This is a genomic window from Streptomyces sp. NPDC093149 (assembly GCF_044754145.1).
Classification (GTDB): Bacteria; Actinomycetota; Actinomycetes; order Streptomycetales; family Streptomycetaceae; genus Streptomyces.
This window is the reverse complement of record NZ_JBIVON010000025.1, coordinates 1-25,143: the sequence shown is the minus strand read 5'-3', so window position 1 is coordinate 25,143 and position 25,143 is coordinate 1. Positions and strand designations below refer to the sequence as shown.

The following is a 25,143-nucleotide window of genomic DNA, read 5'->3' as shown; positions in this document are numbered from 1 at the left end:
CCGCCGTCCCCCGTTGCCAGCGCGGCATCATCCGCTACGAAGGTCATCCATGCCCGACAGCCAAACCTCTGCACCACGCGGCGGAGTCCGCCTTGCGCGCGGAGCTTCGCCGTGGCTCCTCCCGACTGTCGCCACCGCGGCACTCAGCCTCACCCGGGCCCGCAAGTCCGGACGCTGGGCCGCGGTGGCCGTGCCCACCACCGCGCTCGCGGCGGGCATGCTGTGGTTCTTCCGCGACCCCGAGCGTGAGATCACCCAGGGCCGGGTCATTTCGCCGGCCGACGGCGTGGTGCAGAGCATCATGCCGTGGAAGGACGGGCGCACCCGCGTCGCGATCTTCATGAGCCCGCTGAATGTCCACGTCAACCGTGCGCCCCTGGCCGGCACGGTGACCTCGGTCGAGCACGTCCCCGGTGGTTTCGTCCCGGCGTTCAACAAGGAGAGCGAGAACAACGAGCGCGTTGTCTGGCACTTCGACACCGAACTCGGTGACATCGAGATGGTGCAGATCGCGGGTGCGGTCGCCCGTCGTATCGTCCCCTACGTCCCGCAGGGCACGAAGGTGGAACAGGGCGAGCGCATCGGTCTGATCCGTTTCGGTTCCCGGGTCGACATCTACCTTCCGGAAGGTATCGATGTCGCGGTCGAGGTCGGCCAGGCCACTACCGCGGGGGTGACTCGAATTGACCGTGATTGATCCCGACACACAGGCCGGCTGGGTGCCGGAGGCGGAGTCCGAGGAGGACGCCGGCGAGGACATGCCGCTCTCTCTGCGGCTGTCGATAGCGGACACCCTCACTCTCGGCAACGCCACCTGCGGTTTCATGGCGGTGTACTTCACCACCACCGGAATCCTCATCCCGCACCTCACGGGCAGCGACGAGAGCGGCATGGCCCGGCACTCCGCGGCCACCGCGGTGATACTGATGCTCCTCGCCGCGGTGTTCGACCTCTTCGACGGGCTCGTGGCGCGCAAGCTGCGCTCCTCGCCGATGGGCGCCGAGCTGGACAACCTCTCGGACCTGATCAGCTTCGGGCTCGCCCCGGCGTACTTCGTCCTCGTCTACGGCATGGTCGCGGACGACGCACACCAGCGGGTGTCGGCGCTGGCGGCGATCGTGGTGCTGCTGGCGGTGGTGCTGAGGCTTGCCAGATTCTCCTGCGTGACCATGAAGGACGGCATGTTCCAGGGCATGCCGAGCCCCTTCGGAGCGCTCACGGTCGTCTCGATCGTCCTCCTGGAGCTGCCCTTCGTGCCGACGCTGCTCGCGATCGTCGGAGTGGCGTGGCTGATGGTCAGCCGGGTCGAGTACCCGAAGCCGCGGGGCGTCCTCGCGGTGGCCATGCTCAGCTGGATCGTGGCCGCGATGGGGCTCCTCGCCGCCTGGGCGTTCGACGCCCCCGGCGGTCAGCTGCTCCTCCAGACCGGCTGCGCGCTCCAGGTGGTCCTGGGAGCGGTCATCCCGCTCTTCGCGACGGCACGGAGGGTGAACACCTTCCGCGGCAACCGGCGTGAGGCACGGACGGCTCAGCTGCCGTAGCGGCACGGAAGCAGACACATACGGAAGGGCCCCGGGTGTTCCCCAGCACCCGGGGCCCTTCCGTCTTGCCGGGGCCGTCCCGCAGACGGCGTGGGTCGCGTGCCGCGGGTCCGGTCCGCGGACGGCCGGCGGGCGACCGACGGGCACCACCCGGTGTGCGGTCGGATGCCGGCGATCCGCGGGCAGGGCCCCTGTCGTTCGCCACCCCGGTCGTCAGCCGGGTACGAGCACGGCCGCCCCGTTCACGCGGTCGGCCGCCAGATCGTTCAGTGCCCGGTCCGCGCTGCTCAGCGGGTAGGTGCTCACCGTGGCACGGATGCCCACGCGCCGGGCCAGGGCGAGGAATGCCCGGCCGTCCTCACGGGTGTTGGAGGTGACGCTGCGCAGACTGCGCTCCTGGAACAGATGACGCTGGTAGTTCAGCACGGGAATGTCCGACAGATGGATCCCGGCGATGGCCAGGGTGCCCGACCTGTCCAGTGCCTCCATCGCCACCGGCACCAGGTCACCGACGGGTGCGAACAGGATGGCCGAGTCCAGGGGCTCCGGCGGGCGGTCGTAGGCACCGCCCGCCGACGTGGCACCGAGCTCCAGAGCCAGCGCACGCGCCGCCGGGGAGCGGGTGAGCACATGGACGGTGGCGCCCTCGGCAAGGGCCACCTGGGCCGCGAGGTGGGCCGACGCGCCGAATCCGTAGATCCCGAGCCGCCCGCCCTCCGGCAGTGCGCTGCGCCGGAGCGAGCGGTACCCGATGATCCCCGCGCAGAGGAGCGGTGCGAGCCGGGCGGCGTCCTGATCCTCCGGAAGCCGGTAGGCGAACGCCTCCGGGACCAGCGCGGTGTCGGCGAAGCCGCCGTCCGCGTCCCACCCCGTGTAGCTGGACCGCGGGCAGAGATTCTCCCGGCCGCCGCGGCAGTACCGGCAGCGTCCGCAGGTTCCGCGCAGCCAGGCTCCGCCCACCCGCTCACCGACACGGAACAGGCCGGTCCCGTCGCCGACCGCCGCCACCCGGCCGACGATCTCGTGGCCAGGAACCGTGGAGGGACGGTGCGGAAGGAGGTCGCCCTCCGCCAGGTGGAGGTCCGTGCGGCAGACACCGCACGCCTCGACGTTCAGCAGGAGCTCCCCCGGACCGGGGTCGGGCACCCTGCGGCGTACGTGCGTCAGCGGCCCGGTGCCGATCGGACCGGGTGTACGGACGGCCCAGACGCTCTGCTCGGCCGGGACGGACGCGGTGACTGCCACACATCCAGCCTGCGGCGGCGGCGCCGGGGCGGCAACAGGCCGTAAGGTTTCATCAGGGGCACACCCAGACGCCCAGGGACGTCATGCACCGACACCGCAGCGCACCGGACAATACCCAGGAGCTCCTGGTCACCCTCGGGCGTCTGGTCGATCAGGCGCTGGAGAACATCAGGATCCAGCGGGCCCGCGCGGAGCTGGGCATCGCGCTGCAGCGGCACATGCTCCCGGCCGAGCTGCCGCAGTTCCCCGGTATCCGGATCGCGGCCTGTTACACGCCCTCGCAGGACGGTCTGGCCGTCGGCGGTGACTTCTACGACGCGTTCGCGATGAAGGACGGGGTGGCGGGGATCGCGATCGGTGATGTGCAGGGGCACGGGGTGGAGGCCGCCGCCTTCATGGGCGAGGCCCGTGCCAGTCTCCGGGCCCTCGCCAGCGTCACGGTCGACCCCGGGGAAGTACTGGCCTGCGCCAACGATCTGCTGATCTCGCTGGGCTGTGACCTGTTCACGACCTGCTGTCTGCTGAGCATGGTCCCCGGGAGCGGCGAGCTCTCCATCGCCCGTGCCGGGCACGTCCCGATCATCTGGGGCACCGACTCGGGCGACTCGGGCGTCTCCCTGGACGCCGGCGGGGTGCCCCTCGGGATACTGCCCGGCCAGCAGTACCCCGTGACGCGTCGGCGGCTGGTGCAGCCCGGGTATCTGGTCCTGGTCACGGACGGCGTCGTGGAAGGCCCCGCCTACCCGATGGACGAGGGGCTGGCCGCCGTCTCCGGGCTGATCGCCTCGGCGGACGGGAGCGATCCCGGGGAGCTGGCTTCGAGGGTGATCCAGGTGGCGGACCTGACCGGTCATGAGGACGACGCCGCCGTCCTCGTCATCCGCTGCGACGGCACACCGGGCGCCGGGCGGGACCTGTCAGGAGGACCGTGGCCACGTCCGTGATCCGCCGGACGGGCCCCGGCGGCGAGTACGCCCAGGTGCCCCGTTCGCCGGTTCGGTGGCCGCCCTCCGCACGTCGGACCAAGGGCGTGCCCGTAGACGTCACGCGTTCGTCCGCTCCATCGGCGGGGCGTCGGCGCGCCTGACCGCTCGGGACGCCTCGGCCTGGTGTCTGATGCTGCTGTGGTGGACAACGCACGGCTCCGGCAGCGCACGGCCACGGTCCTGACGTTCGTGGCGGTGGCCGTCTGCTACTACGCGACGGGCCGCCTGGGACTGCTCCAGCAACTGGTGCGCGGGCAGGTCACGCCCCTGTGGCCGCCGACCGGGATCGCGGTCGCGGCACTGCTCCTGTTCGGTGTGCGGGTCTGGCCCGGAATCGCGATCGGCGCTCTCGCCGTCAACATCTTCCTCGGGCCTTCCGCGGTTACCGTACTGCTCATCGCGGCCGGGAACACCCTGGCTCCGCTCTGCTCCTACCTGATGCTGCGCCGGGCCGGCTTCCACAACGATCTCGACCGTCTGCGGGACGCGCTGTCGCTGGTCTTCCTCGGTGCGCTGGGCGGCATGTTGATCAGCTCGACCGTGGGCACCGCCACCCTGGTCCTGTCGGGGGCGCTCCGGCCCGGTGAGTTCTGGCCGACGTGGTCGGTGTGGTGGACGGGCGACGCCATGGGCGTCATGGTCGTCACGCCGTTCCTGCTCGTCGTGCGAAGGTTCCGGTGGCCGCGCGGCGCCGGCCTGGCCAGATGGGCCGAGGCGGCAGCCCTGGTGGCGTGCGCGCTGATCGTCACCGGCGTGACGACCGACACCCGTGCCTCCCTGCTCTTCCTCGTGTTCCCCATCCTGATCTGGGCCGCCTTCCGCTTCGAGCGGGCCGGCGCCGCGTGCTGCGCACTGGGCATGTCCCTCATCGCGATCCTCGCCGCCGGACGGATGGCCGGCCCCTTCGCCCATCGCAGTCTTCTCACCAACATGATCACGCTCCAGGCTTTCAACGGAGCCGTGTCGCTCACGGCTCTGCTGCTCGCGGCGGTCGTCACCGAGCGGAACCGCACTTATCAGGAAATCAAGCGGCTCTGTGTGCAGCTCACCGAGAAAGTGGCACGACAGGACATCTGAATCACTCGATCGGCCGTGCGAAGGGTGCGCGCCCCCGCGATCCGACGCAGGCTGATGGTCGAACGGCACCGCGACGAAGGCAACCGGACGCCGACACTCGGGCGGACGGGCGCCGTAAGAGGTGGAGCCATGCCCCGTGTGTCTGCGAATGTCCATGTGCCCCGCCCCGCCGACGAGATCTTCTCGTTCCTCCGGGATCCGCGGAATCTGGCCGTGTGGTCATCGACCATAGATCACGTGATCGAGGGACCGATCAGCACGGAATTCGGTGACGCGTACACCTGCAAGTTTCCGGGCCGGCGCCGGGCGCACCGTCTCACGTGCACCGCGAGCGCACCCGTCGAGTACCTGGCCTTCCGCGGGGCGTGCATGTGGACCCCGCTGGGCCGTCACTCGCCGGAACTCGAATTCCGGCTGAGTCCGAGCCGCCGGGGAACGATGGTCGATGTGTCGGTCAAGCCCCATCTGGACGGCGGCATGATCATTCTTGCCCCGTTCGTGACGATGGCGTGGCGTCGTGATCTGCCGTCGGAGCTCGGGTGTCTGGCGGAGCTGCTCACCGATGGCGACCTCACCGGCGAAGGGCGTGACGGGGCTGCCGGAGCGGGCCCCGACACCGGGCTGAGCGGCGGTCAGGATGCGGAGCCCTCCGTGGGCTGATGCGGTGAGGGTGGGACGGGCCCCGGATCCCCGGATCCCCTCCGGATCGCGACCCTCGCACGCCGGGCGGGCCCGGTGGCCGAGGGTCGCGATCCGGAGGGGCCGGTGCTGTGGCCGGAAAGGCTTGGCGGGAGGCTCGCCGCGTCCGGTGCGGTGCGTCGCGAGGCGGAGGATCGCCCTCGTGCCGGACGCACTCGGGTGATGCGACAACGCGGCGAGGTGCCGTACCGGGCGTCGCGAGCCGGTGAACCTCTCCGGTCACAGCACTACAGCAGGAAGTCGCGCGCGAGCGCCTCCGACGCGCGTTCCAGCAGGGGGCCCGCCTGGGCCATGGAGACCGCGGGGTCCGGTTCCAGGTCGGTGAGCGCGTACGCCCGGCTGATACCCGCGGCGGTCAGTGCTTCCGGTGGCAGGGCGAGGCGGCCGCAGACCGCCACCACCTCGATGCCCGCGGCGCGGGCGGCCGCGGCCACGCCTGCCGGGGCCTTGCCGTGGAGGGTCTGCTCGTCGAGCGATCCCTCCCCGGTGATCACCAACGTGGCCCGCGCCAGCGCCGGGGCGAAGCCGAGGACGTCGAGCATCACCTCGATACCGGGGCGGAACCGGGCGCCGAGGGCGACCAGCGCCCCGTAGCCGATGCCGCCCGCCGCACCCGCGCCGGGCAGCGCGGCGTGTTCCGGGCCGAGGACGGACGCGTAGTGGGCGAGCGCGGCGTCGAGGGTCGCGATGTCCTCCTCCGTCGCACCCTTCTGCCGGCCGTACACCTCCGGGGCGCCCTTCGGGCCCGTCAGCGGGTTGTCGACGTCGCTGGCGAGGATGAGGTCCACGTCGGCCATGCGCGGGTCGAGGCCGGACAGGTCCGCCTCGGCCAGGTCGGCGAGCCCTCCGCCGCCGGGACCGACGGGCTTGCCGTCCGCGTCCAGGAAGCGGGCCCCGAGCGCGGCCAGCATGCCCGCACCGCCGTCCGTGGTCGCGCTGCCGCCGACACCGAACACGATCGTCCGGGCACCCGCGTCGAGCGCGGCGGCCAGCAGTTCGCCGGAGCCGTACGTCGTGGCCGTGAGCGGGGCGAACGTCCCTGCGGGGAGGTGCTGGAGGCCGGAGGCCTCGGCCATCTCCACCACCGCGGTGGTGTCGCGCAGCGCGTACGCCGCGGTCACCGCCTCTCCGAGCGGCCCGGTGACCCGCGCCTCACGGCGCTCGAACCCCGCGGCCACCGCCGCCGCCACCGTGCCGTCGCCACCGTCCGCCACGGGCAGGGTCTCGACGCCCACATCGGGGACGACGCGCCGCAGCCCGGCCGTCACCCGCTCCGCGACCTGCACGGCCGTGAGCGAGCCCTTGAACTTGTCCGCCGCGACGAGCACGCGTGCGGTCTCCATCACTGCTCCGTCCGCCACCTTGAATCCCTTGCTTTCGAACAGGCAGTCGCGCCGCCCCCGACCCTATCCGCAGCGCATACCCGCTGCCCAGAGTCGTCTCACCCCGGCGCCTGCCCACTACGCTGCCCGCGTGACCACCACTGACTACGCCACCTACATCGCGGGGCTCCCCCGGGTGCTGGCCGCCGCCGCCACCGTGTTCCGGGACGCCCGGGGGCACGTGCTGCTCGTCGAGCCGAACTACCGGGAGGGCTGGGCGCTGCCCGGCGGGACCGTCGAGTCCGACACCGGCGAGAGCCCCCGGCAGGCCGCGCACCGCGAGACGGTCGAGGAGATCGGTCTCGACCTGAAGCCGGGACGGCTGCTCGCGATCGACTGGGCGCGCGGCCCGGAGCGGCCCCCCATCGCCGCCTATCTGTACGACGGCGGAGTGCTGGACGAGGCCGCCCTGAAGGCGATCCGGCTGCAGGAGGCGGAACTCCTGTCCTGGGAGCTGGTCGGGCGCGACGACCTCGGCCGTTATCTGCGCGACGGTCTCGCGATGCGTCTGAGGGCGGCACTGGACGTGCTCGACTCCGGCGGCGGCGCGGTGGAACTGGAGGACGGCCGCCCGGTCGCCGGCTGAGCCGCGGGCCCGCTCGCGTCCCAGGCGTATCGCTCGATACTTTCAGCCGGTATTCCCGTTGTGTCCCGTTGTCCTGACGGGCCGTCGGCTGATAGTCCGGTCGTCTGCTGCCGGACACCCTCGTTCATGTGTCATTGGTCCGCAGTGCACGCTCGACCGGCATCATCCGAACTCCACGACAGCGGAGGGATCATGCGCACGCACACGGGACACCTCGGCGGACTGCCGGCCACGATCGTCGCAGCGTTCGCCTGCACGGCGGTGGTCGCCACCGCGTCGACCGCCACGGCGGAGCCGGCCCCGGCCCCGGCCGTACACCGCGAAATGCCGCTGTCGGTCGACGGCGGCGCCTGGAAGTCGGGCCATGTCCAGGGCATGGCCATCGACCGCCGCAAGGGTTTCATGTACTTCTCGATGACCAATCTGCTGGTCAAGACCGACCTCAAGGGCAGGCCGGTCGGCTCGGTCACCGGCTTCACCGGCCATCTCGGCGATCTGGACTTCAACGAGAAGGACGGCAGGGTCTACGGCTCGCTGGAGTACAAGGAGGCGAAGTCCTTCTACATCGCGATCCTCGACGTCGACCGCATCACCCGGATGGACATGGACGCCCAGTCCACGGGGGTCGTCTCCACCGTCTACCTCAAGGAGGTCGTGAAGGACTTCACCGCCGACATGAACGGCGACGGCGTCTTCGACGGCGACACGGGCAACACACCCGACCACCGGTACGGCTGCAGCGGCATCGACGGTGTCGCGTTCGGACCGGCGTTCGGCGACCGGCGCGGCAGTCGCGGCGAGCGCAGGCTGACGGTGGCGTACGGCGTGTACGCCAACGCCGGCCGTACGGACAACGACCACCAGGTGCTGCTCCAGTACGACGTCGCGCGGTGGAAGAAGTACGAACGCCCGCTGACCGAGTCCGCCCCGCACACCAGCGGACCCGCCCATGTCGACGGCAAGTTCTTCGCCTACACCGGGAACACCACGTACGGCGTGCAGAACCTGGAGTACGACGGGTACAGCGGCAACTGGCTGATGGCCGTCTACAAGGGCACCAAGCCCGGCTTCCCCAACTACTCCGTCTTCGCGCTGGACGGTACGAGGAAGCCGGTGCGCGGCACCGTCCGCGGGCAGCAGAAGCCGGAGCGAGGTCTGCTGCTCCCCCTGCTGCGTGCGGGGGCGCACGACGCCGCGACGGACACCTACGGGTGGCCGGCGCCCGGGCAGTACGGACAGTACGGGCTCATCTCGCTCGACGACGGCCGGTTCTACGTCGCGCTCAGCGGCACGGTCCGGGACGGCGGCGTCACCAGGCAGACCGCCCGTGCCGTGCTGAACACCTGGACCGGCCGGACACCGTCGCCGTTCACCCCGGTGCCGGATCCCGCCGTACCCCCGGGATCCGGCACCGGGTGAAATGGCCTCGCAGGTGATGGCCGGTGCTGCATAGGCTCGTTCCATGACTCTCGTCGCGATCCTGAGCGGCGCCGGCATCTCCACGGACTCCGGCATCCCCGACTACCGCGGGCCCAACGGGCTCTGGCGCAAGGACCCGGAGGCCGAGAAGCTCGTCACGTACGACTTCTACATGGCCGATCCGGAGATCCGCCGCCGCTCCTGGCAGCTGCGCCGTACCAGCGCGACCTGGGGCGCGGAGCCGAACGCGGCCCACCGTGCGGTCGCGGAGCTGGAGCGCTCCGGCGCCCCGGTGCGGGTCATCACCCAGAACGTCGACGGTCTGCATCAGCTCGCCGGTCTCCCCGCCCGCAAGGTCCTCGAACTGCACGGAACCGCGCGCGAGACGGTCTGCACCCGCTGCCGTGCCCGCTCCCCGATGGCCGAGGCACTGGCCCGGGTCGAGGCGGGCGAGGCCGACCCGCCGTGCGCGGCCTGCGGAGGCATCCTGAAGTCGGCGACGGTCATGTTCGGTGAGCGGCTCGATCCGGTGGTGCTCGGCGAGGCGATGTCGATCGCCAAGGCGTGCGAGGTGTTCATCGCGGTCGGTACGACGCTGCAGGTGCAGCCCGCCGCCTCGCTGGCGGGGATCGCGGTGGACAACGGGGCGCGGCTGATCGTCGTGAACGCGGAACCCACGCCGTACGACGAACTGGCCGACGAGACCATCCGCGAGCCCATCGGCACGGCGCTGCCGGCACTGCTGAAGCGGCTGACCGCCGCTCCGGACACGAGCGCGAGCCCCCGCGGAACGGACTCGTCCGGCTGAGGGCCGACACGGCCGAAGGGCGACGCCCGTCCGGTCACGGCATCGGCAGACCGACGACGAAGTGGTGGGCACCGCCTCGTCGCCCGTCGGACAGCCCTCAGTGATCGAGTTCCTGCTGCACGCGGCGCGAGGGACGGAAGGTGTACAGGTCGAGGATCTCGGGCGGGTCCACCAGCCCGGGGCCGCCCGCCTCGACCCAGGCGGCGATGTCCCGCACGGCGTCCTGGTCGTTGACCAGGCCGAGCCAGACGGGACGGCCGCCCGCCCTGCGCCCCTGTGCCGAGGGCTGTACGACGACGACGTCGGCCTGCTCACAGGCGTCCAGGCACTGCACGACTCGGACCGTGGCCCTTTCGCCGAGCGTGCGGCGCAGCTCGGCGAGCTGAGCGGCGTGGTCCACATCCGGAATCTTCGGTGTGCCGCAGCAGCAGCCGCGGCAGACACTGACCGTGGGCCGGGGCGTGCCCTGGGCGGGAACGGCCTTGCGGGCGCGGCGGCTCATGCGGGGGTACTTCCGGTGCGGGCACGAATGATCACCGTGGGACTGTATCGATCCCGCCTCCGGATCGAACACCTGCACTGCACCGTCGGCCGATGCGGTAGTGTTGACGGCTGCGAAGGGGAGTAGCCCCGCAAACCGGTCGTCGACACACTGGAACCTTCGGGTTCCCGGTGGCCGGGCTCGTAGAACGGTACGGGCGGGCGAGACCTTCGGTCAGGTATGACACGCCCGCGCCCCGTGGGCGCTGACGTCATGCCGGGCCGAGTGGTCCTCCGAAAGCCCGAGTGGCGCTTCGCGAAGGCCCGGGGCCCGGCTCTCACAGAAAGCCACCCGGAATGCACCTCGACCCCCTGGCGATCCTCACCGCCTTCGGGCTGATCTTTCTCGCGGAACTCCCCGACAAGACGATGTTCGCGTCGCTTGCCATGGGCACCCGCATGCGTCCGCTGTACGTCTGGTTCGGTACGTCGTCCGCGTTCATCGTGCACGTCGCCATCGCCGTCGGGGCGGGCAGCCTGATCGGACTGCTGCCCGACTGGATCGTCAAGCTCGTCTCGGCCTCCCTCTTCGCGTTCGGGGCGTTCATGCTGCTGCGCAACGGCGGCGGCGATGACGAGGACGAGGGCGGCACCAAGACGGTGACCGGCTTCTGGCCGGTCTACTCGACGGCGTTCATGGCTGTCTTCATCAGTGAGTGGGGCGACCTCACCCAGATCACCACGGCCAACCTGGCCGCGAGCAACGGCACCTGGTCCACGGCCATCGGGTCCGCCGCCGCCCTGATGTCCGTCTCGGCACTGGCACTGCTCGCGGGGCAGTTCATCGCGAAGCGGGTGCCGCTCAAGACGGTTCAGCGGATCGGCGGGCTCTGCATGCTGGGACTGGCGATCTGGACCCTGGTGGAGATCTTCGTCGGCTGACGTCATCGCCGCATCGGTCCGCTCCCGAGCGGCTTTTGGACGGGCTCGGTCCTCCGAGCCCGTCCTCGCGTTTCCGGACCCGTTCTCGCGTTTCTTGGCATGGGCGTCGTGGGTGGCGTCGCACGGCGTGGGCGGCGTGACGCGGTGTGGGCGGCATCGCACGGTGTGGGCTGTGTCATGCGCCGACGGTGTCAGAAGAGCGCCGGGGTGGAGTCCTGCGTGCCGTTCTCGAAGGCCAGCAGCCGCTGCTTGCGGTCGAGCCCGCCGCCGTAGCCGGTGAGGCTGCCCGAGGCGCCGATGACCCGGTGGCAGGGGACGATGATGCCCACCGGGTTCTTGCCGTTGGCGAGGCCCACCGCACGCGAGGCGCCGGGTTTGCCGAGGATCTCGGCCAGTTCGCCGTACGAGCGGGTCTCGCCGTACGGGATCAGCTGGAGCTGCGCCCATACGCTGCGCTGGAACGGGGTGCCGTCCAGGTGCAGCGGGAGGTCGAACTCGCGCAGTTCCCCGGCGAAGTAGGCGTCCAGCTGGCGGATCGTCTCCGTGAAGGGGCGCGGGTCGGGGTCGCCGAAGGTCTCCTCGGGCGGGCGGTGCCGCTGGTCGGTCATGTAGAGGCCCGCGAGGACGCCGTCGGTGGCGACGAGGGTGAGCGGACCGTACGGGCTGTCGACGACCGTGTGCTGCCGGGTCGCCTTGCGCGTATGCGTCGCGGTCATGGGTGAACTTCCCAACTTGCTTATACGGGCAGGTGGTTGATGGGGTGATCATCCACGGTCCAAAGATACTGGACCGCGTAGGCCCGCCAGGGCCGCCAGGCGGCCGCGCGGGCGGTGAGCGCCGCGGGCGTCGACGGGAGGCCGAGTTCCTCGGCGGCGCGCCGGATGCCGAGATCGGTGGGAAGGAAGGCGTCCGGGTCGCCGAGCGCCCGCATCGCGATCACGTCGACGGTCCAGGGGCCGAAGCCGGGAAGGGCGGCCAGTTCGACCCTCGCCTCCTCCCAGTCGGTGTCGGTGCCGAGCCGCAGTGCGCCGTCGGCGAGTGCGGTGACCAGCGTGGTGAGGGTGGTGCGGCGACTGCGCGGCAGGGCGAGCTGTTCGGGGTCGAGCCCGGCGAGGGCCTCGGGCGTCGGGAAGAGGTGGCTGAGGCCGCCCTCCGGGTCGTCGACCGGGAGGCCGTGCGCGGCGACCAGCCGGGCCGCGTGGGTCCGGGCGGCGGCGGTCGAGACCTGCTGGCCGAGTACCGCCCGTACGGCGAATTCCGCACCGTCGACGGTCCGCGGCACCCGTCGGCCCGGGGCCTTGTCGACCAGCGGGGCGAGCAAGGGATCGGAGCGGAGTTGGTCGTCGACGGCCACCGGGTCGGCGTCCAGGTCGAGCAGCCAGCGGCAGCGGCTGATCGCGAGGGTGAGATCGCGTGGATCGGTGAGGAGGAGCCGGCAGCCGATGTGGTCGGGGTGCGGGGTGAGGGCGACGATGCCGTGTCCGTGCCCGAGGGTGAGCGTGCGGCGGTAGGCGCCGTCGCGCCACTCCTCGACGCCGGGGACCGCGGTCGCGGCGAGGTGGCCGAAGAGGTTGGTGGGGTTGAGCGGGGCCCGGTACGGCAGCCGCAGCGCTATCACGCCGGGCGTGGGCGACGGTGTCGTGGACCTGGCGGCACGACTGCGCAGTTCACCCGGGGCGAGCGCGAAGACCTCACGGACGGTGTCGTTGAAGGTGCGGATCGAGGAGAACCCGGCGGCGAAGGCGACCTCGGCCATGGGGAGCCCGGTCGTCTCGATGAGCAGCCGCGCGGTCTGGGCGCGTTGCGCGCGGGCCAGGGCGAGCGGGCCGGCGCCCAGCTCGGCGAGCAATTGGCGCTCGATCTGCCGGGCGGAGTAGCCCAGCCGGGCCGCGAGTCCGGGGACGCCCTCACGGTCGACGACACCGTCCCGGATCAGCCGCATCGCGCGGGCGACGGAGTCGGCGCGCGCGTTCCACTCCGGGGAGCCGGGGGTGGTGTCGGGCCGGCAGCGCTTGCAGGCCCGGAATCCGGCCTGCTGGCAGGCGGCGGCGCTGGGGTAGAAGGTCATGTTCTCGACCTTGGGCGGTACGACGGGGCAGCTGGGACGGCAGTAGATACGGGTGGTCAGGACAGCCGTGAAGAACCAGCCGTCGAAGCGGGCGTCCTTGGACTGGACGGCCCGCACGCAGCGCTCGGTGTCGGTGTGCATGGTTCAAGGATCGGTCACCGGCCACCTGCGAGCTGGCGAAAATCCGACATCAGCCTTCCACGGCCAGGAAGTCTTCGAATTCAAGCCATCTCGCGAACGAACACGAATGGATACGGATGAACCCGAAGGAACACTGATCACTCCTGAGCAGAATGATCACAAGGGCGATCAATGAGCACCAGCGGCGCCTGTCCGCCGGCGGGTGCTCGACCACGACGGCGAACGCGGCGAACACGGCGAACGGCGGGCGGGAACGGCGGGCGGCACGATCCTCGCCGATCCCGCTCGACGCGGCTCGCTGACCTCCGTACCACGACTCCGGTCCGGACGGTTGCGCCACGCCCGGACCGGAGCCGCGCAACACAGGCAGTTTGATAATGGGATCCATTTTCATGTAACTTGCGGAGCCGCCCACCGAACCAGGAGACCGACATGGCCGTCCCCAAGCGGAAGATGTCCCGCAGCAACACCCGCCACCGCCGCGCCCAGTGGAAGGCCGCGCCGGCGCAGCTGACGCCGATCACCGTCGACGGCGCCACCCATCTCGTACCGCAGCGGCTGGCCAAGGCCTACGAACGCGGGCTGCTGCGCCCCGAGGGCTGAGCCCTTCACGCACGACCGGCCGACCGCGAGCACGAGCACGAGCGCGAGCACCCCGAACTCGTACCGCAGGCCTGAAAGAACTCCGGGTCGGGCAGTGGTCGCAGCCACGGCACCGCCCGACCCGGTACGTACGACACGGGCCGCAGCGCCCCCGGCTCCACGGCCGCACAGACACACGGACACACGGCCCCGGTGAGCCGATTCGGCCACCGGGGCCGTGCCATGTCACACCTTCGATGCCGTGCCATGTCACACCGTCGGAGTCGCGCCATGTCACACCGTCGGAGTCGCGCCATGTCACATCGCCCCAGGGCCCTGCGGTGTCACACCTTCACACGGCTCACCACCGCAGCAGGGACGGCGCCGCGAACGGCATACGAAGGGCTGCTCCAACGGGCAGGGCGACGGGCCGGCCGCACCTCTCCCATCGGAGATCGCGACCGGCCGCCCCTGCCGACGGCCGCCTCACCAGGAGGACTTGGTGACTCCGGGGAGGAATCCGGCATGGGCCTGCTCACGCATGCGCACACGGGAGAGACCGAACTTCCGCAGATGTCCGCGCGGCCGCCCGTCCACGCCGTCCCGGTTCCGCAGCCGGGTCGCGCTGGCGTCGCGCGGCTGACGCCGGAGCTCGTCGACGGCGGCGCGGCGCTCGGCATCCGTCGAGGACGGGCGGCGGGCGATCTCCTTCAACTCGGCGCGACGGGCGGCGTACCGCTCGACGATCACCTTGCGCTTCTCGTTCTGCGCGATCTTGCTCTTCTTGGCCATCAGACCTTCACCCCTCTGGCACGGATCCGGGCGACGGCCGCCTCGATCCCGATGTCGTCGATCGTCCTGATCGCCTTGGCGCTGAGCGTCAGCCGGATGTTCCGGCCCTCACTCGGCAACCAGTACCTCTTGCGCTGGATGTTGGGGTCGAACCGACGCGAGGTGCGCCGGTGCGAGTGGGAGATGTTGTTGCCGAACCCCGGCCGGGCGCCGGTCAGTTGGCAGTGGGCGGACATGGCGTCACCTGCTCTCCACGGCGAACCGCGTATTGGAAATGGAAATCATTGCCATATAGTAGCGCCCATGGCACGCAACGAACTACGCCCGGTCGTCAAGCTCCGCTCCACCGCCGGGACCGGCTACAACTACGTCACCCGCAAGAACCGTCGGAACGATCCCGAGCGCATGGTTCTGCGCAAGTACGACCCGGTCGCCCGCGAGCACGTCGACTTCCGCGAAGAGCGCTGACCGATCCCCCGCCCGAACCGGAAGGACACCTCATGAAGCCCGAAATCCATTCCGCGTACGGTCCCGTCGTCTTCCGCGACAAGGCCGCCGGTTCCGCCTTCCTCACCCGTTCCACCGCGACCAGCGACAGGACCGTCGAGTGGGAGGACGGCAACACCTATCCCGTCGTCGATGTCGAGATCTCCTCCGCGAGCCACCCCTTCTGCACGGGTACCGCCCGCGTGCTGGACACCGCCGGCCGCGTCGAGCGGTTCGAGCGCCGCTACGGCCGCCGCGGGGCGAACTGATGCGGAACCGTTCCCGGTTGCCCGTCGTGATCGTGGGCGGACTCCACTCCGACGCCCGCAAGGAGGTCGTGGAGGAACTGCTGCGCACCGTCCCCGGCAGCGTCGCCCTCCACCACGATCTGGCCACCGCCGCCGAAGGCATCGTGCGGCGCGTCGTGCGGGACGCGTCGGGCGAGCTGTCCCGCGGTGACGCCCCGCTCGTCGACGACTGCGCCTGCTGTGCGCTGCGCGAGGACCTGGTCCCCGAGCTGGAGCGGCTGGCCGACAGCGGTACGGCCGGGCTGGCGATCGTCGAGCTGTGGGACTCCGTGGAGCCCCGGGCGATGGCCGAGGTCGTCGTCGCGCACGGCGGTCACGTACTGGAACTCACCAATGTCATCACCGCCGTCGACCCCGCGCTCGTGCTGCCCTGCCTGGGGAACGGCGACGATCTGGCCGAGGCGGGGCTCGCCGCCGCCACCACCGACCGGCGGACCGTGGGTGACACCTGGGCACGACAGCTGGAGTACGCGCCCGTACTCGCTCTCGTCGACGGCGAAGCGGCCGACGACCAGGACCGCGCGCTGCTCACCCAGCTCCACCCCACCGCGCTCCAGGTGCCCGCCGGTTCGGGCGAACTCGGCCGACTGGCCTTCGCCGGCTTCGACGTGGAGACGGCGGCCGCGGCCCAGCACCCCGCCTGCGCCCTGTTGCCGCAGGAGGCGGACGAGGCCGGGGTCGCCACGCTCGTCTGGCGTCGCCGCCGTCCCTTCCACCCCGAACGGCTCTACCAGGCGCTGGAGGATCTGTGCTGCGCGGCCGCACGCAGCCGTGGCCGGTTCTGGCTCGCCGACCGTCCCGACACCTTGCTGGCCTGGGACGCCGCCGGTGGTGCGCTCTGTGTGGAGAACGCCGGACCGTGGCTGGCCTCCCTGCCGGACGCGGCCTGGGACCTGGTGCCCCCGATGCGCAGGGCGGCGGCCTCGCTCGACTGGGACCCCGAGCACGGCGACCGCTGCCAGCACCTCGTCTTCACCTCCCCGGGCCTCGACCGCGACGGGCTGACCCGACTCCTCGAATCCTGTCTGCTCACCGACACCGAATACGCCGCGGGACCCGAGGCCTGGAAGCGGCTTCCGGCCCCCTTCGACTCGATCCTCGACCCGGTCTCCTGACCACCTTTCAGCTGCGAGCGGCTCTTCGGCCGCTCCCCTCGCCGATCGATCCCCAAGGAACGCACATGGCACGACGCACCGACCCGCACAAGCCGCTGAAGTCCCGCCCCAATCCGCTGGACACGGCCGGGATCACCTACATCGACTACAAGGACACCGACCTGCTGCGGAAGTTCATCTCGGACCGAGGCAAGATCCGCAGCCGTCGCGTGACCCGGGTGACCGCCCAGCAGCAGCGGCAGCTCGCACGGGCGATCAGGAACGCCCGCGAGATGGCCCTGCTGCCCTACGCCCACCGGTGACCACGCGCGCCGCGTACGGCCGGCGGGCCTTCCCCGCCCGTCGGACGCACGCGGCGTCCGACGGACTCGCCCCCGGGCAAGAAGACATCACGCCGGTGACGGTCACGTAGATCCGGCGCACACGGACCAGATGTCCTGAAGGAGCGCCGGACAGTCCTCGCCGTACGTGACCACGGCTGCGAAGACCGCGTCCAGAGCCGCGCGGAGCGGATCGGCTTCGGCGGCACCGAGCAGCGCGGGAACGGCCATGTGCGGCTGCGACATCCGCAGGGACGGGTCGGGTGCGCCGACAGTGACCTTCAGGGTGCGGGATCCAGGGCCGGGAGGGTTCGACGTCCCCAGCGGTTCTGCCGACCACATCGCCGTGGTTGCGGGGCCCGTCACCGCATGGGACGCCTGCTGCGATTCCGGCGTGGACGCGCCCGGGGTCGCGGGCGGCTGGAAGGGAGGCCTTTCGGGTGGAACGGCCCGGCCGACCGTCCCGTTCGGAACCCGCGGATCGGACTCCAGCGTCTGCCACACGCGTTCCGGATCGTCGAAGGGAGCCGGCAGAGGGCGGCCTTCGGCGAGGGCGGTGAGCGCCGCGGTGATCCAGTCGAGGCGGGTGAGACCAGCCGCCTCGCATGCGCGACGGGCCGCGAGCAGAGCCACCGCGCGCTGGGTTCCGGGGCCCGCGGCATCGATCGCGTGTACCAGGTCGGCGTCGAACTCCAGCAGGCCGCGGACGTTGCCGCCGACCTCGCGCAGGGCCTGGCCGGGGAGTCTGCCGCCCCACTCCCACTGCTCGAATGCGAGCTCCCGTTCCCGGTCGGCCCGTTCCTGCGCGAGAGCGGCCGAACACTCGGTTTCGGCACGTTCGGCAGGCGTGGCGGGCGGTGGCTGCCGACGGGCGTGTTCGTGCCAGTAGGCGGCGATCTCCGCGCTCTGCCGCAGTACGCGGTCCGCTTCGGGCGGGGCGGGCCAGAACTGCAGGAGGTACCGGTCCACCTGTGGTTCCTCGTCCAGCCTGGTGTCCTGCTGAAATGCCCGGTCCATCCCCTGGGCGCAGTACCGCACCCGGTAGTCGGTCATCTCCAGATCCAGCTCCCAGGTGTCCTCGCCCGCCCACTCCATGAGCGCGCTGTCCGCCGAGAGCGGGCGGAAGGACACCTCCACGACGTCCTCCCACGGCGGATCCAGCGGCGGGACCCGGTCGTGCACTTCGACGGTGAAGCCGACGTTGCCCGTGTGCAGCCCGGTGGTCAGCCACAGCGCGCCGGGTATGGCGGCGCCGCACAGTCCCGCCGTCTGGCCGGCGAACGCCTCGTCGAGGCCGGGGCCGAAACCGTCCGGGGCGCTCTCGACGTAGATCTGGCCGTAGTGCACATGCACCTCGCCGTCGACCGGTCTGCGCACCATCACTTCCTCCTCCACCGGGGAGTACGGGACACCCCTTGAAAAGAGCACCACTGACGGTCCCGCTCCCCCGGTGTGCGGCGGGCGACGTCGGTCCCGGGGGAACCCCGGACGGCGGCCCCGGAGTTGTGAAGGCCCGGGCCCTGCGACGCTCAGGCCGCCCGCAGGCGCCTCCAGACCGCCTTCGCCGCATGATGGCCGGACATGCCGTGCACCCCCGGGCCGGGCGGAGTGGCCGAGGAGCACAGGAACACCGCCGGGTGCGCGGTCGCGTACGGCACGCGTGCGAGCTTCGGCCGGATCACCGTCTGCAGCCCGGCGAACGCTCCGCACGCGATGTCGCCGCCGACGTAATTGGCGTTGCGCAGGGCCAGTTGGGGCGGCCCCGCGACCGCTCGGGCGAGCACCAGGTCGCGGAAGCCGGGGGCGAAGCGCTCCAGTTGCCGCTCGATGACGTCGGTGGCATCGCCTTCCCAGCCTGCCGGGACATGTCCGTAGGCCCAGAAGACATGACGGCCCTCGGGCGCGCGGGACGGATCGACGAGGCTGGGCTGAGCGGTGATCAGGAACGGGACACTGGGGTCGCGGCCGGCCACCGCGGCGCTCAGCGCGGCGTCGATCTCACCGGCCGTGGGGCCGACGTGGACCGTTCCGGCACGGCGGGCCTCCTCCGCGGTCCAGGGGACGGGGCCCGAGAGCGCGTAGTCGATCTTGAAACAGGACGCGCCGTACCGGTAGCCGCGATAGGCGTTGCCCAGCCCCGCGATACGGGCGAGTGCCGTCGGCGAGGTGTCGAACACGTAGGCGCGGGCGGGCGGGAGCTCGTCGAGGCGCTTGACCTCCGTACCGGTTCGGATCGCGCCGCCCTGTTCGCGTATGTACGAGGCGAGGGCGTCGGAGATGGCCTGCGACCCGCCGCGCGGCACCGGCCAGCCCTTCTCGTGCGCGGCGAGGGCGAACAGCAGGGCGATCCCTCCGGTGGCCACGCCGCTGACGGGGGCTATGGCATGGGCGGCGAGCCCGGCGACCAGGCCGCGTGCCTTCGCGCCGCGGAAGCGGCGGGCGAGCAGCGTCGCGGGCTGGAGCGCGTCGAGACCGAAGCGCACCCAGCGGTACGGGTCACGGGGCAGTCCGTCCCACGGAGTGCGCAGGAAGTCCTCGGCGAGAGTGTCCCAGTGGCCGAGGAACGGGGCGACGAGCCTGCGGTAGGCCCCCGCGTCCTGGGCGCCCAGCGACATGGCGCTCTCCCCCACCGACCCGGTGAGCACGGCGGCCGAGCCGTCCGGAAAGGGGTGGGCGAGCGCCAGCTCGGGGTGCAGCCATTCCAGGCCGTGGCGGGCGAGCGGCATCGCGGCGAACGCGGGTGAGCCGATGCCCAGCGGGTGGACCGCGGAACAGGGGTCGTGACGGAAGCCGGGGAGGGTGAGCTCTTCGGTGCGGGCACCGCCCCCGACCGTCCCGGCCGCTTCGAAGACCTCCACGGCGAAGCCACGGCGGGCCAGTTCGGCCGCGGCGGTCAGTCCGTTGGGCCCCGCCCCCACGACGACGGCATCAAGCATCGACGGCACCTTCGGACTCCTTCGTCAGCCGACGGCCAGGACACCCAGGATATTCCGAGGCACCGACAGCGACGTCGCGGGTAGGGTCGCCGCGCGATGAACACACCGGCCCCTTCCTCGCCGCCCTGCCGTCCGCTCCGCCCGCACCGCGCGTCGCGCGAACAGGACCCGGGGGTCCGGCCATGATCGCCGAACTGCAGTGCGTGGTGCTCGACTGCCCCGATCCCGTACGCCTCGCCGGGTTCTATCACCACCTGCTCGGCGGAGAGGTCGATCGGCCGGACGCGCGGTGGGCGGTGGGTGACGGGTGGGCGACGCTCCACACGGCTGCCGGGCCGGTCCTCGCCTTCCAGCGGGTGGCGGACCACCGGCCGCCTCGATGGCCGGACCCGGCACACCCCCAGCAGTTCCATCTGGACTTCGGTGTCCCGGATCTGGACGCGGCGCAGACCCGGGTCGTGGCGGCGGGAGCGACGGTCCTCGACGACGGCGCCGGGTCGGGGGCGGCCGTGGCGGATCTACGCGGACCCGGCGGGGCATCCGTTCTGCCTGGTCAGGCACGGCAACGGCGCGGTGTGACCGTACCCCTGACCCTCAGTCCCGCTGGATGGCCGTGAGACGACCGGGCGTCGCGCCGGTCGGGCTGCGCACCCGCCGGACGGTGTCCCGGTCGAGCCGAGCTCCGGTCAGGCTTCGCCGCCCAGCACCTGAAGGATGCGTTCCGCGGTCGCCGCGTCACGGGCCGCCGTGAACGGCATGGCGTTATCGCCGGATATGCGGAACGGGGCGCCGGAGAGCGTGGCCTGGGCGCCGCCTGCCTCGGTGACCAGGAGCAGCCCCGCCGCATGGTCCCAGGCGTACTCCCAGGTGAAGGCGACCGCGTCCTGGTCGCCGCGCGCGACGGCGAGGTATTCGAGACCGGCCGAGCCGCAGGGGCGGGCGTCGACGCCCTCGGCGCCCAGGCCGAGCAGGGAACGCTTCTGCTCATCCGTGGTGTAGTCGGGGTGCGACATGGCCACGCGCAGAACGGCGCCGGGCTCGGGTGAGCCGGAACGGATCGGCTTGCCGTTGAGCGTGGCGCCCCGGCCGCGGATCGCGACCGCCATGTCGTCGAGCGCCGCCGCGTACGTCCAGGAGGCGAGGAGTTCGCCACGGTGGGCGAGGGCGACCAGCGTGCAGAAGCCCGGTTCGCCCCGGACGAACTGGCGGGTGCCGTCGACGGGGTCGACGATCCACACCGGTGCGTCGCCGCCCAGGGCGTCGTACACCTTCGGATCCGCGTGGACCGCCTCCTCGCCGACGACCACCGAGCCGGGCAGGAGCCGGGTCAGGGACATGGTGAGGTGTTCCTCGGCAAGGCGGTCGGCGGTGGTGACGAGGTCGTGCGGGCCGCTCTTCTCGACGATCTCGTGCGCGGCCAGCTGCCGGTAGCGCGGCATGATCTCGGCGGCGGCCGCTGCGCGGACCGCGGCCTCGACCTCGGTCCGGCGTCCGGCGTCCCAGGTGTTCTCAGCGAGAAGGTCATCGATCACGACCCCAGCTAACCACGGCCCCCCGAGACGCCGATGACCTGGTCATTGCGGGAAGGTGACCGGTCAGCGTCCGACGGCGTACCCCTGCATGCCGCGCGGGTTCGCGGCCGCGGAGAGCACTCCCGTCCCGGGGTCGCGGGCCACGGCACACATCCGGCCCTCGGACCAGGGGTCGCCCACGGTGACGTCGTGGCCGCGGCGACGCAGCTCCGCGACGACCTCCGGGTCCGTGCGCTCCTCGACGGTGACGCTGCCGGGCCGCATCCCGCGCGGGAAGAAGGAGCCGGGGAAGCTGTCGTTGTGCCAGTTCGGGGCGTCGACGGCGCCTTGGAGGTCGAGGCCGCCGCGGACCTCGGCGCGCAGGGCGACCGCCAGGAAGAAGTGGACCTGCCACTGGTCCTGCTGGTCGCCGCCGGGGGTGCCGAACGCCATGACCGGGACACCGTCGCGCAGGGCGAGGGACGGGGTGAGGGTGGTGCGGGGGCGCCGTCCGGGGGTGAGGGAGTTCGGCAGGCCCTCGTCGAGCCAGGCCATCTGGAGGCGGGTGCCGAGCGGGAAGCCGAGCTCCGGCACGACGGGGTTGGACTGCAGCCAGCCGCCGCTGGGGGTGGCGGAGACCATGTTGCCCCAGCGGTCGACCACGTCGACATGGCAGGTGTCGCCACGGGTCGTACCGTCGGCGTCGACGGTCGGCTCCCCGATTCCGGCGCGGGTCTCCGTCGCGGTCGGCTCCCCTGCCCCGGAACCGTTCCTCGCCACCGTCGGTTCACCGACGCCCGCAGTCGGGATGCCCAGGGCGTCGAAACCGGCTGCGCCGACGGCGGCGGAACGGGCGTGTCCGCTGAGGACGGGGGTGCGGCCGTCCGGACTGCCGGGCCGCAGTTCGTGCGAGGCCCGGTCGGTGATGAGGGCACGGCGTTCGGCGTTGTAGGGCTCGGAGAGCAGCGTGTCGAGGGGTACGTCGGCCGCGTCGCCGTACCAGGCCTCGCGGTCGGCCATCGCGAGCTTGCAGCCCTCGATGAGCAGGTGGACGTATTCGGCGGAGCCGTACCGCGGCAGCTCGGCGGGGAGCAGCGCGAGCTGCTGGAGGAAGGCGGGGCCCTGGCTCCAGCCGCCCGCCTTGGCGAGCGTCCAGCCGTTCCAGTCGTACGTGGCGGGTGCCTCATAGGACGCGGACCAGTCGGCCAGGTCGCCGGCGGTGAGGGTGCCGGTGTGGCGGGAGCCGCTGGTGTCCATGGTGGGGCGGGCGGCCTGGCGGACCAGGGCCTCGGCGATGAAGCCCTCGCTCCAGATCTTGCGCGCGGCGTCGATCCGGGCGATGCGGTCCTCGCCGCCGGCGTCCTCCGCCTCGGCGATCAGCCGGCGCCAGGTGGCGGCGAGTGCGGGGTTGCGGAACAGTTCGCCCGGCTGCGGCGACCTGCCACCGGGCAGGTACACGTCGGCGGAGGACCGCCACTCGGTCTCGAAGAGTTCGCGTACGGTCTCGACGGTCTGACCGACCCGCTCGACGGGGGCGTGGCCGTCCTCGGCGTACCCGATCGCGTAGCGCAGCACCTCGGCGACGGACTTGGTGCCGTGGTCGCGCAGCAGCAGCATCCAGGCGTCGAAGGCGCCCGGCACGGCCGCGGCGAGCGGTCCGGTGCCGGGGACCAGGTCGAGGCCGAGGGAGCGGTAGTGCGCGACGGTGGCGCCGGCCGGGGCCGGACCCTGGCCGCACAGCACCTGCACCTCGCCGTCCTTCGGCGCCAGGATCATCGGCACCTCACCGGCCGGCCCGTTGAGGTGGGGTTCGACGACATGCAGGACGAACCCGGCGGCGACGGCGGCGTCGAACGCGTTGCCGCCGTCCTCCAGGACAGCCATCGCGGACTGCGAGGCGAGCCAGTGGGTCGAGGACACCATGCCGAACGTGCCCTGGAGAGTGGGCCGGGTGGTGAACACGGGTGCGGCTCCTTGCTGCGGCGTGCGAGGTTCTGGAGTTCGGTTCGAAGGGGTCCCGGGCCGGGGCCGGCCCGCAACGAATGTACGGGCATCGGCCGGCCGCGCCGGGGGCGGTGCCGTCGTCCTCGACGAGATGACGGGAAACCTGTCGGCTGCCGCGCAGTTCACGCAGGTCCGGCACCTCCGCGCGGCACCGGTCGGTGGAGAGCGGACAACGGCCCACCGGAAAGCGGCTGTTCGGGGCACCCGCGCGACGACGGACGTCGGCGCCGTCGCAGTTCATGGCCGCGGTGCCCCGCAGGCCGGACCTACGGCCTGATCCACTCTCTGTCGTGCACCAGGCCGTTACGGCGGCTCAGAACCAGTCGTCGCACCGGGGCGGTTCGCAGAGCTCGAAGACGACCTCTCCCGCCTCCGGATCATCGCCGGCGACCGGGCGCACTTGCGCGCCGACCGACACCAGATGCGGTGCGGCGCCGACGACTCTGCAGCGGAACACAAAGCCCTCGGGGAGCCGGACGAGGGACTCGTTGCGCGCCGCCTCCGTGTAGCGGTGCACGACACCGGACCTCACCACGACGCCCAGCCCGGCGCTGTGTTCGGGCTTCAGATCACTTGACGCGCACACCGGACACAGCAGCCTCCGGAAGGAGGCCGTGCCGCACCAGCGGCAGCGGTGGTAGTTCAGGCCGGCCTTCTCATGCACCGTCTGCACGGTGCCACTTGATGACTGGGACATGTTTCGACCCCCTGCGCTCGGCTCGGATGCGCCGCGGCTGCGCGTCGGCGCGTCCGCACCATAGGGCACTGAGTGTCGATACGTAAAGGCACTCAGTGCCAGAACATGGTGCGCCGGGCATCACACCTGACCGATGGCGGCCTCGACCTGCTGCACGACGCGCCACATCGGAGCGCCCTTCGCGGCAACCATGACCACCACGTCGCCTTCGGACGACGGCATGGACGCGCCCGCGGCGGCCGCACTCCCCCACACCTGGCGCACCAGTGCGAGGGCATGGTCGACCGCGGCCTCGGCGTCCCCCTCGCCGCCCGAACGCAGCCAGGTCCGCAGCCCGTTGTTGTGTGCGGCGACCACGGAGGCGGCTATCACCTCGGCCCGCAGCGCACCGTCCCCCGACTCGCCGTACCGGCCGCGGAGATGACCGGCCAGCGTCTGCTCGTACCGGCGCACCACGGACAGCTCGTACGTGCGCAGTCCGGGCACCTCCCGGGTGAGCCGGTAGCGCTGGACGGAGAACTCCGGGTTGGCGGAGTACATCCGCAGCACGAGCCGGGCCGCGTCGCACACCGCGTCGACCGGATCCATGTCACCGACCGTCGCGAGGAACGCGGTCATGTCGGCGAGGCAGCGTTCGTGATCCGGGAAGACCGCGTCCTCCTTGGAGGGGAAGTACCGGAAGAACGACCGGCGCCCGACCCCGGCCCGCGCCACGATGTCGTCCACCGTGGTCTGTTCGAAACCCCGCTCCAGGAAGAGTGCGAAGGCCGCCTCGGCGAGCACCTCCCGCATGGGGGCCTTCTTCGGTGGTCTGCGTGCGTCAGTCATGCGGGGAACGTAGCACCGGAGAGCCCTTTTTGGCACCAGGTTCCTTTACAGAGGGTACTGAGTGCCATATGGTCGTCCCTACGACCCACACCCAGGTAGGAGAGCCGGCGTGAGCTTGAGGATCGTTGTCTGTGTGAAGTACGTGCCCGACGCCACGGGTGACCGGCATTTCGCCGATGATCTGACGGTG

28 protein-coding genes and 2 pseudogenes are annotated in these 25,143 nt (G+C 71.6%); 16 read left to right on the top strand and 14 right to left on the bottom strand.

All coding sequences use genetic code 11. The annotated features are described in order from the left end of the window. Nucleotides 1–49: 49 nt before the first annotated feature. A complete protein-coding gene (locus ACIQCZ_RS37625; protein ID WP_351080572.1) occupies nt 50–697 on the top strand; it encodes a phosphatidylserine decarboxylase in 648 nt (215 codons plus the stop codon). Next, a complete protein-coding gene (gene pssA, locus ACIQCZ_RS37620) occupies nt 684–1,541 on the top strand; it encodes a CDP-diacylglycerol--serine O-phosphatidyltransferase (protein WP_351080570.1) in 858 nt (285 codons plus the stop codon). The genes ACIQCZ_RS37625 and pssA overlap by 14 nt, the downstream gene beginning before the upstream one ends. 213 nt (nt 1,542–1,754) lie before the next feature. Here the strand turns inward: pssA and ACIQCZ_RS37615 are convergent, their stop codons facing one another. Continuing rightward, nucleotides 1,755–2,786, bottom strand: a complete 1,032-nt coding sequence (locus tag ACIQCZ_RS37615; protein WP_402289861.1) for a zinc-binding alcohol dehydrogenase family protein — start codon at nt 2,784–2,786, stop codon at nt 1,755–1,757. 83 nt (nt 2,787–2,869) lie between these two features. Between ACIQCZ_RS37615 and ACIQCZ_RS37610 the strand changes: the two genes are divergently transcribed. From ACIQCZ_RS37610 to ACIQCZ_RS37600, 3 genes are all read left to right on the top strand, one after another. Beyond that, nucleotides 2,870–3,730, top strand: a complete 861-nt coding sequence (locus ACIQCZ_RS37610; protein WP_402289858.1) for a PP2C family protein-serine/threonine phosphatase — start codon at nt 2,870–2,872, stop codon at nt 3,728–3,730. Nucleotides 3,731–3,895: 165 nt separating this feature from the next. Then, on the top strand, nt 3,896–4,849 hold the full coding sequence (locus ACIQCZ_RS37605; protein WP_402289856.1) for an MASE1 domain-containing protein: 954 nt from the start codon (nt 3,896–3,898) through the stop codon (nt 4,847–4,849). A 129-nt stretch (nt 4,850–4,978) separates the two neighbouring features. Then, nucleotides 4,979–5,509: an SRPBCC family protein gene (locus ACIQCZ_RS37600; protein ID WP_402289855.1), complete on the top strand. Its 531-nt coding sequence runs from the start codon at nt 4,979–4,981 to the stop codon at nt 5,507–5,509. 266 nt (nt 5,510–5,775) lie between these two features. Here the strand turns inward: ACIQCZ_RS37600 and ACIQCZ_RS37595 are convergent, their stop codons facing one another. After that, nucleotides 5,776–6,891, bottom strand: a complete 1,116-nt coding sequence (locus ACIQCZ_RS37595; RefSeq protein WP_402289852.1) for a glycerate kinase — start codon at nt 6,889–6,891, stop codon at nt 5,776–5,778. Between the two features lie 130 nt (nt 6,892–7,021). Between ACIQCZ_RS37595 and ACIQCZ_RS37590 the strand changes: the two genes are divergently transcribed. The 3 genes from ACIQCZ_RS37590 (at nt 7,022) to ACIQCZ_RS37580 (ending at nt 9,743) form a co-directional block, all read left to right on the top strand. After that, nucleotides 7,022–7,516: an NUDIX domain-containing protein gene (locus tag ACIQCZ_RS37590; RefSeq protein ID WP_402289851.1), complete on the top strand. Its 495-nt coding sequence runs from the start codon at nt 7,022–7,024 to the stop codon at nt 7,514–7,516. 192 nt (nt 7,517–7,708) lie between these two features. Further along, entirely contained in the window at nt 7,709–8,935 is a 1,227-nt protein-coding gene (locus tag ACIQCZ_RS37585; protein ID WP_402289849.1) for a hypothetical protein, read from the top strand. Nucleotides 8,936–8,978: 43 nt separating this feature from the next. Continuing rightward, nucleotides 8,979–9,743 (top strand): SIR2 family NAD-dependent protein deacylase, encoded by a 765-nt coding sequence (locus ACIQCZ_RS37580; protein ID WP_402289845.1) that lies wholly within the window; start codon nt 8,979–8,981, stop codon nt 9,741–9,743. Between the two features lie 97 nt (nt 9,744–9,840). Here ACIQCZ_RS37580 and ACIQCZ_RS37575 read toward each other — a convergent pair whose 3' ends face one another. Then, nucleotides 9,841–10,245 carry a (2Fe-2S) ferredoxin domain-containing protein gene (locus ACIQCZ_RS37575; protein WP_402289843.1) on the bottom strand — a complete coding sequence of 135 codons (405 nt, stop codon included), beginning with the start codon at nt 10,243–10,245 and terminating at the stop codon, nt 9,841–9,843. 335 nt (nt 10,246–10,580) lie between these two features. Between ACIQCZ_RS37575 and ACIQCZ_RS37570 the strand changes: the two genes are divergently transcribed. Beyond that, nucleotides 10,581–11,165, top strand: coding sequence for a TMEM165/GDT1 family protein (locus tag ACIQCZ_RS37570; protein ID WP_402289841.1), 585 nt, complete (start codon nt 10,581–10,583; stop codon nt 11,163–11,165). A gap of 191 nt (nt 11,166–11,356) precedes the next feature. Here ACIQCZ_RS37570 and ACIQCZ_RS37565 read toward each other — a convergent pair whose 3' ends face one another. From ACIQCZ_RS37565 to ACIQCZ_RS37555, 3 genes are read right to left on the bottom strand one after another with little or no spacing between them, the layout of a single operon-like run. After that, nucleotides 11,357–11,881: a methylated-DNA--[protein]-cysteine S-methyltransferase gene (locus tag ACIQCZ_RS37565; RefSeq protein ID WP_402289840.1), complete on the bottom strand. Its 525-nt coding sequence runs from the start codon at nt 11,879–11,881 to the stop codon at nt 11,357–11,359. A 20-nt stretch (nt 11,882–11,901) separates the two neighbouring features. Then, nucleotides 11,902–13,374 (bottom strand): AlkA N-terminal domain-containing protein, encoded by a 1,473-nt coding sequence (locus ACIQCZ_RS37560; protein ID WP_402289837.1) that lies wholly within the window; start codon nt 13,372–13,374, stop codon nt 11,902–11,904. 49 nt (nt 13,375–13,423) lie between these two features. Next, entirely contained in the window at nt 13,424–13,762 is a 339-nt protein-coding gene (locus ACIQCZ_RS37555; protein ID WP_402289834.1) for a hypothetical protein, read from the bottom strand. Nucleotides 13,763–13,806: 44 nt separating this feature from the next. Between ACIQCZ_RS37555 and rpmF the strand changes: the two genes are divergently transcribed. After that, entirely contained in the window at nt 13,807–13,977 is a 171-nt protein-coding gene (gene rpmF, locus ACIQCZ_RS37550) for a 50S ribosomal protein L32 (protein WP_402289833.1), read from the top strand. A gap of 465 nt (nt 13,978–14,442) precedes the next feature. On the opposite strand, the gene rpsN is transcribed toward rpmF, so the two are convergent. Beyond that, nucleotides 14,443–14,748: a 30S ribosomal protein S14 gene (rpsN, locus tag ACIQCZ_RS37545; RefSeq protein WP_383723096.1), complete on the bottom strand. Its 306-nt coding sequence runs from the start codon at nt 14,746–14,748 to the stop codon at nt 14,443–14,445. Continuing rightward, entirely contained in the window at nt 14,748–14,984 is a 237-nt protein-coding gene (rpmB, locus tag ACIQCZ_RS37540; protein ID WP_402289830.1) for a 50S ribosomal protein L28, read from the bottom strand. Before rpmB ends, rpsN begins: the two co-directional genes overlap by 1 nt. 67 nt (nt 14,985–15,051) lie before the next feature. On the opposite strand from rpmB, the gene rpmG reads away from it, so the two are divergent. The 4 genes from rpmG (at nt 15,052) to rpsR (ending at nt 16,959) form a co-directional block, all read left to right on the top strand. Next, nucleotides 15,052–15,216, top strand: a complete 165-nt coding sequence (gene rpmG, locus ACIQCZ_RS37535; protein WP_402289828.1) for a 50S ribosomal protein L33 — start codon at nt 15,052–15,054, stop codon at nt 15,214–15,216. Nucleotides 15,217–15,248: 32 nt separating this feature from the next. Beyond that, a complete protein-coding gene (locus ACIQCZ_RS37530) occupies nt 15,249–15,503 on the top strand; it encodes a type B 50S ribosomal protein L31 (protein ID WP_402289826.1) in 255 nt (84 codons plus the stop codon). Continuing rightward, a complete protein-coding gene (locus ACIQCZ_RS37525) occupies nt 15,503–16,657 on the top strand; it encodes a CobW family GTP-binding protein (RefSeq protein ID WP_402289824.1) in 1,155 nt (384 codons plus the stop codon). Before ACIQCZ_RS37530 ends, ACIQCZ_RS37525 begins: the two co-directional genes overlap by 1 nt. A gap of 65 nt (nt 16,658–16,722) precedes the next feature. Further along, nucleotides 16,723–16,959, top strand: coding sequence for a 30S ribosomal protein S18 (gene rpsR, locus ACIQCZ_RS37520; RefSeq protein ID WP_361449986.1), 237 nt, complete (start codon nt 16,723–16,725; stop codon nt 16,957–16,959). Nucleotides 16,960–17,061: 102 nt separating this feature from the next. Here the strand turns inward: rpsR and ACIQCZ_RS37515 are convergent, their stop codons facing one another. Then, nucleotides 17,062–18,357: a hypothetical protein gene (locus tag ACIQCZ_RS37515; protein WP_402289822.1), complete on the bottom strand. Its 1,296-nt coding sequence runs from the start codon at nt 18,355–18,357 to the stop codon at nt 17,062–17,064. 149 nt (nt 18,358–18,506) lie between these two features. Continuing rightward, on the bottom strand, nt 18,507–19,922 hold the full coding sequence (locus tag ACIQCZ_RS37510) for a phytoene desaturase family protein (protein ID WP_402289820.1): 1,416 nt from the start codon (nt 19,920–19,922) through the stop codon (nt 18,507–18,509). Between the two features lie 173 nt (nt 19,923–20,095). On the opposite strand from ACIQCZ_RS37510, the pseudogene ACIQCZ_RS37505 reads away from it, so the two are divergent. Beyond that, nucleotides 20,096–20,492, top strand: a pseudogene (locus ACIQCZ_RS37505) (VOC family protein). Between the two features lie 107 nt (nt 20,493–20,599). On the opposite strand, the gene ACIQCZ_RS37500 reads toward ACIQCZ_RS37505, so the two are convergent. The 4 genes from ACIQCZ_RS37500 to ACIQCZ_RS37485 all read right to left on the bottom strand — a co-directional run bounded on the left by ACIQCZ_RS37500 (nt 20,600) and on the right by ACIQCZ_RS37485 (nt 24,917). Beyond that, nucleotides 20,600–21,445 carry an inositol monophosphatase family protein gene (locus tag ACIQCZ_RS37500; protein ID WP_402289817.1) on the bottom strand — a complete coding sequence of 282 codons (846 nt, stop codon included), beginning with the start codon at nt 21,443–21,445 and terminating at the stop codon, nt 20,600–20,602. A 63-nt stretch (nt 21,446–21,508) separates the two neighbouring features. Next, entirely contained in the window at nt 21,509–23,386 is a 1,878-nt protein-coding gene (locus ACIQCZ_RS37495) for a gamma-glutamyltransferase family protein (protein WP_402289814.1), read from the bottom strand. A gap of 355 nt (nt 23,387–23,741) precedes the next feature. Further along, nucleotides 23,742–24,125, bottom strand: a complete 384-nt coding sequence (locus ACIQCZ_RS37490; RefSeq protein WP_402289811.1) for a Zn-ribbon domain-containing OB-fold protein — start codon at nt 24,123–24,125, stop codon at nt 23,742–23,744. A 120-nt stretch (nt 24,126–24,245) separates the two neighbouring features. After that, nucleotides 24,246–24,917 carry a TetR family transcriptional regulator gene (locus tag ACIQCZ_RS37485; protein ID WP_402289921.1) on the bottom strand — a complete coding sequence of 224 codons (672 nt, stop codon included), beginning with the start codon at nt 24,915–24,917 and terminating at the stop codon, nt 24,246–24,248. A gap of 145 nt (nt 24,918–25,062) precedes the next feature. Between ACIQCZ_RS37485 and ACIQCZ_RS37480 the strand changes: the two are divergent. Beyond that, nucleotides 25,063–25,143, top strand: a pseudogene (locus ACIQCZ_RS37480) (electron transfer flavoprotein subunit beta); the annotation flags it as partial.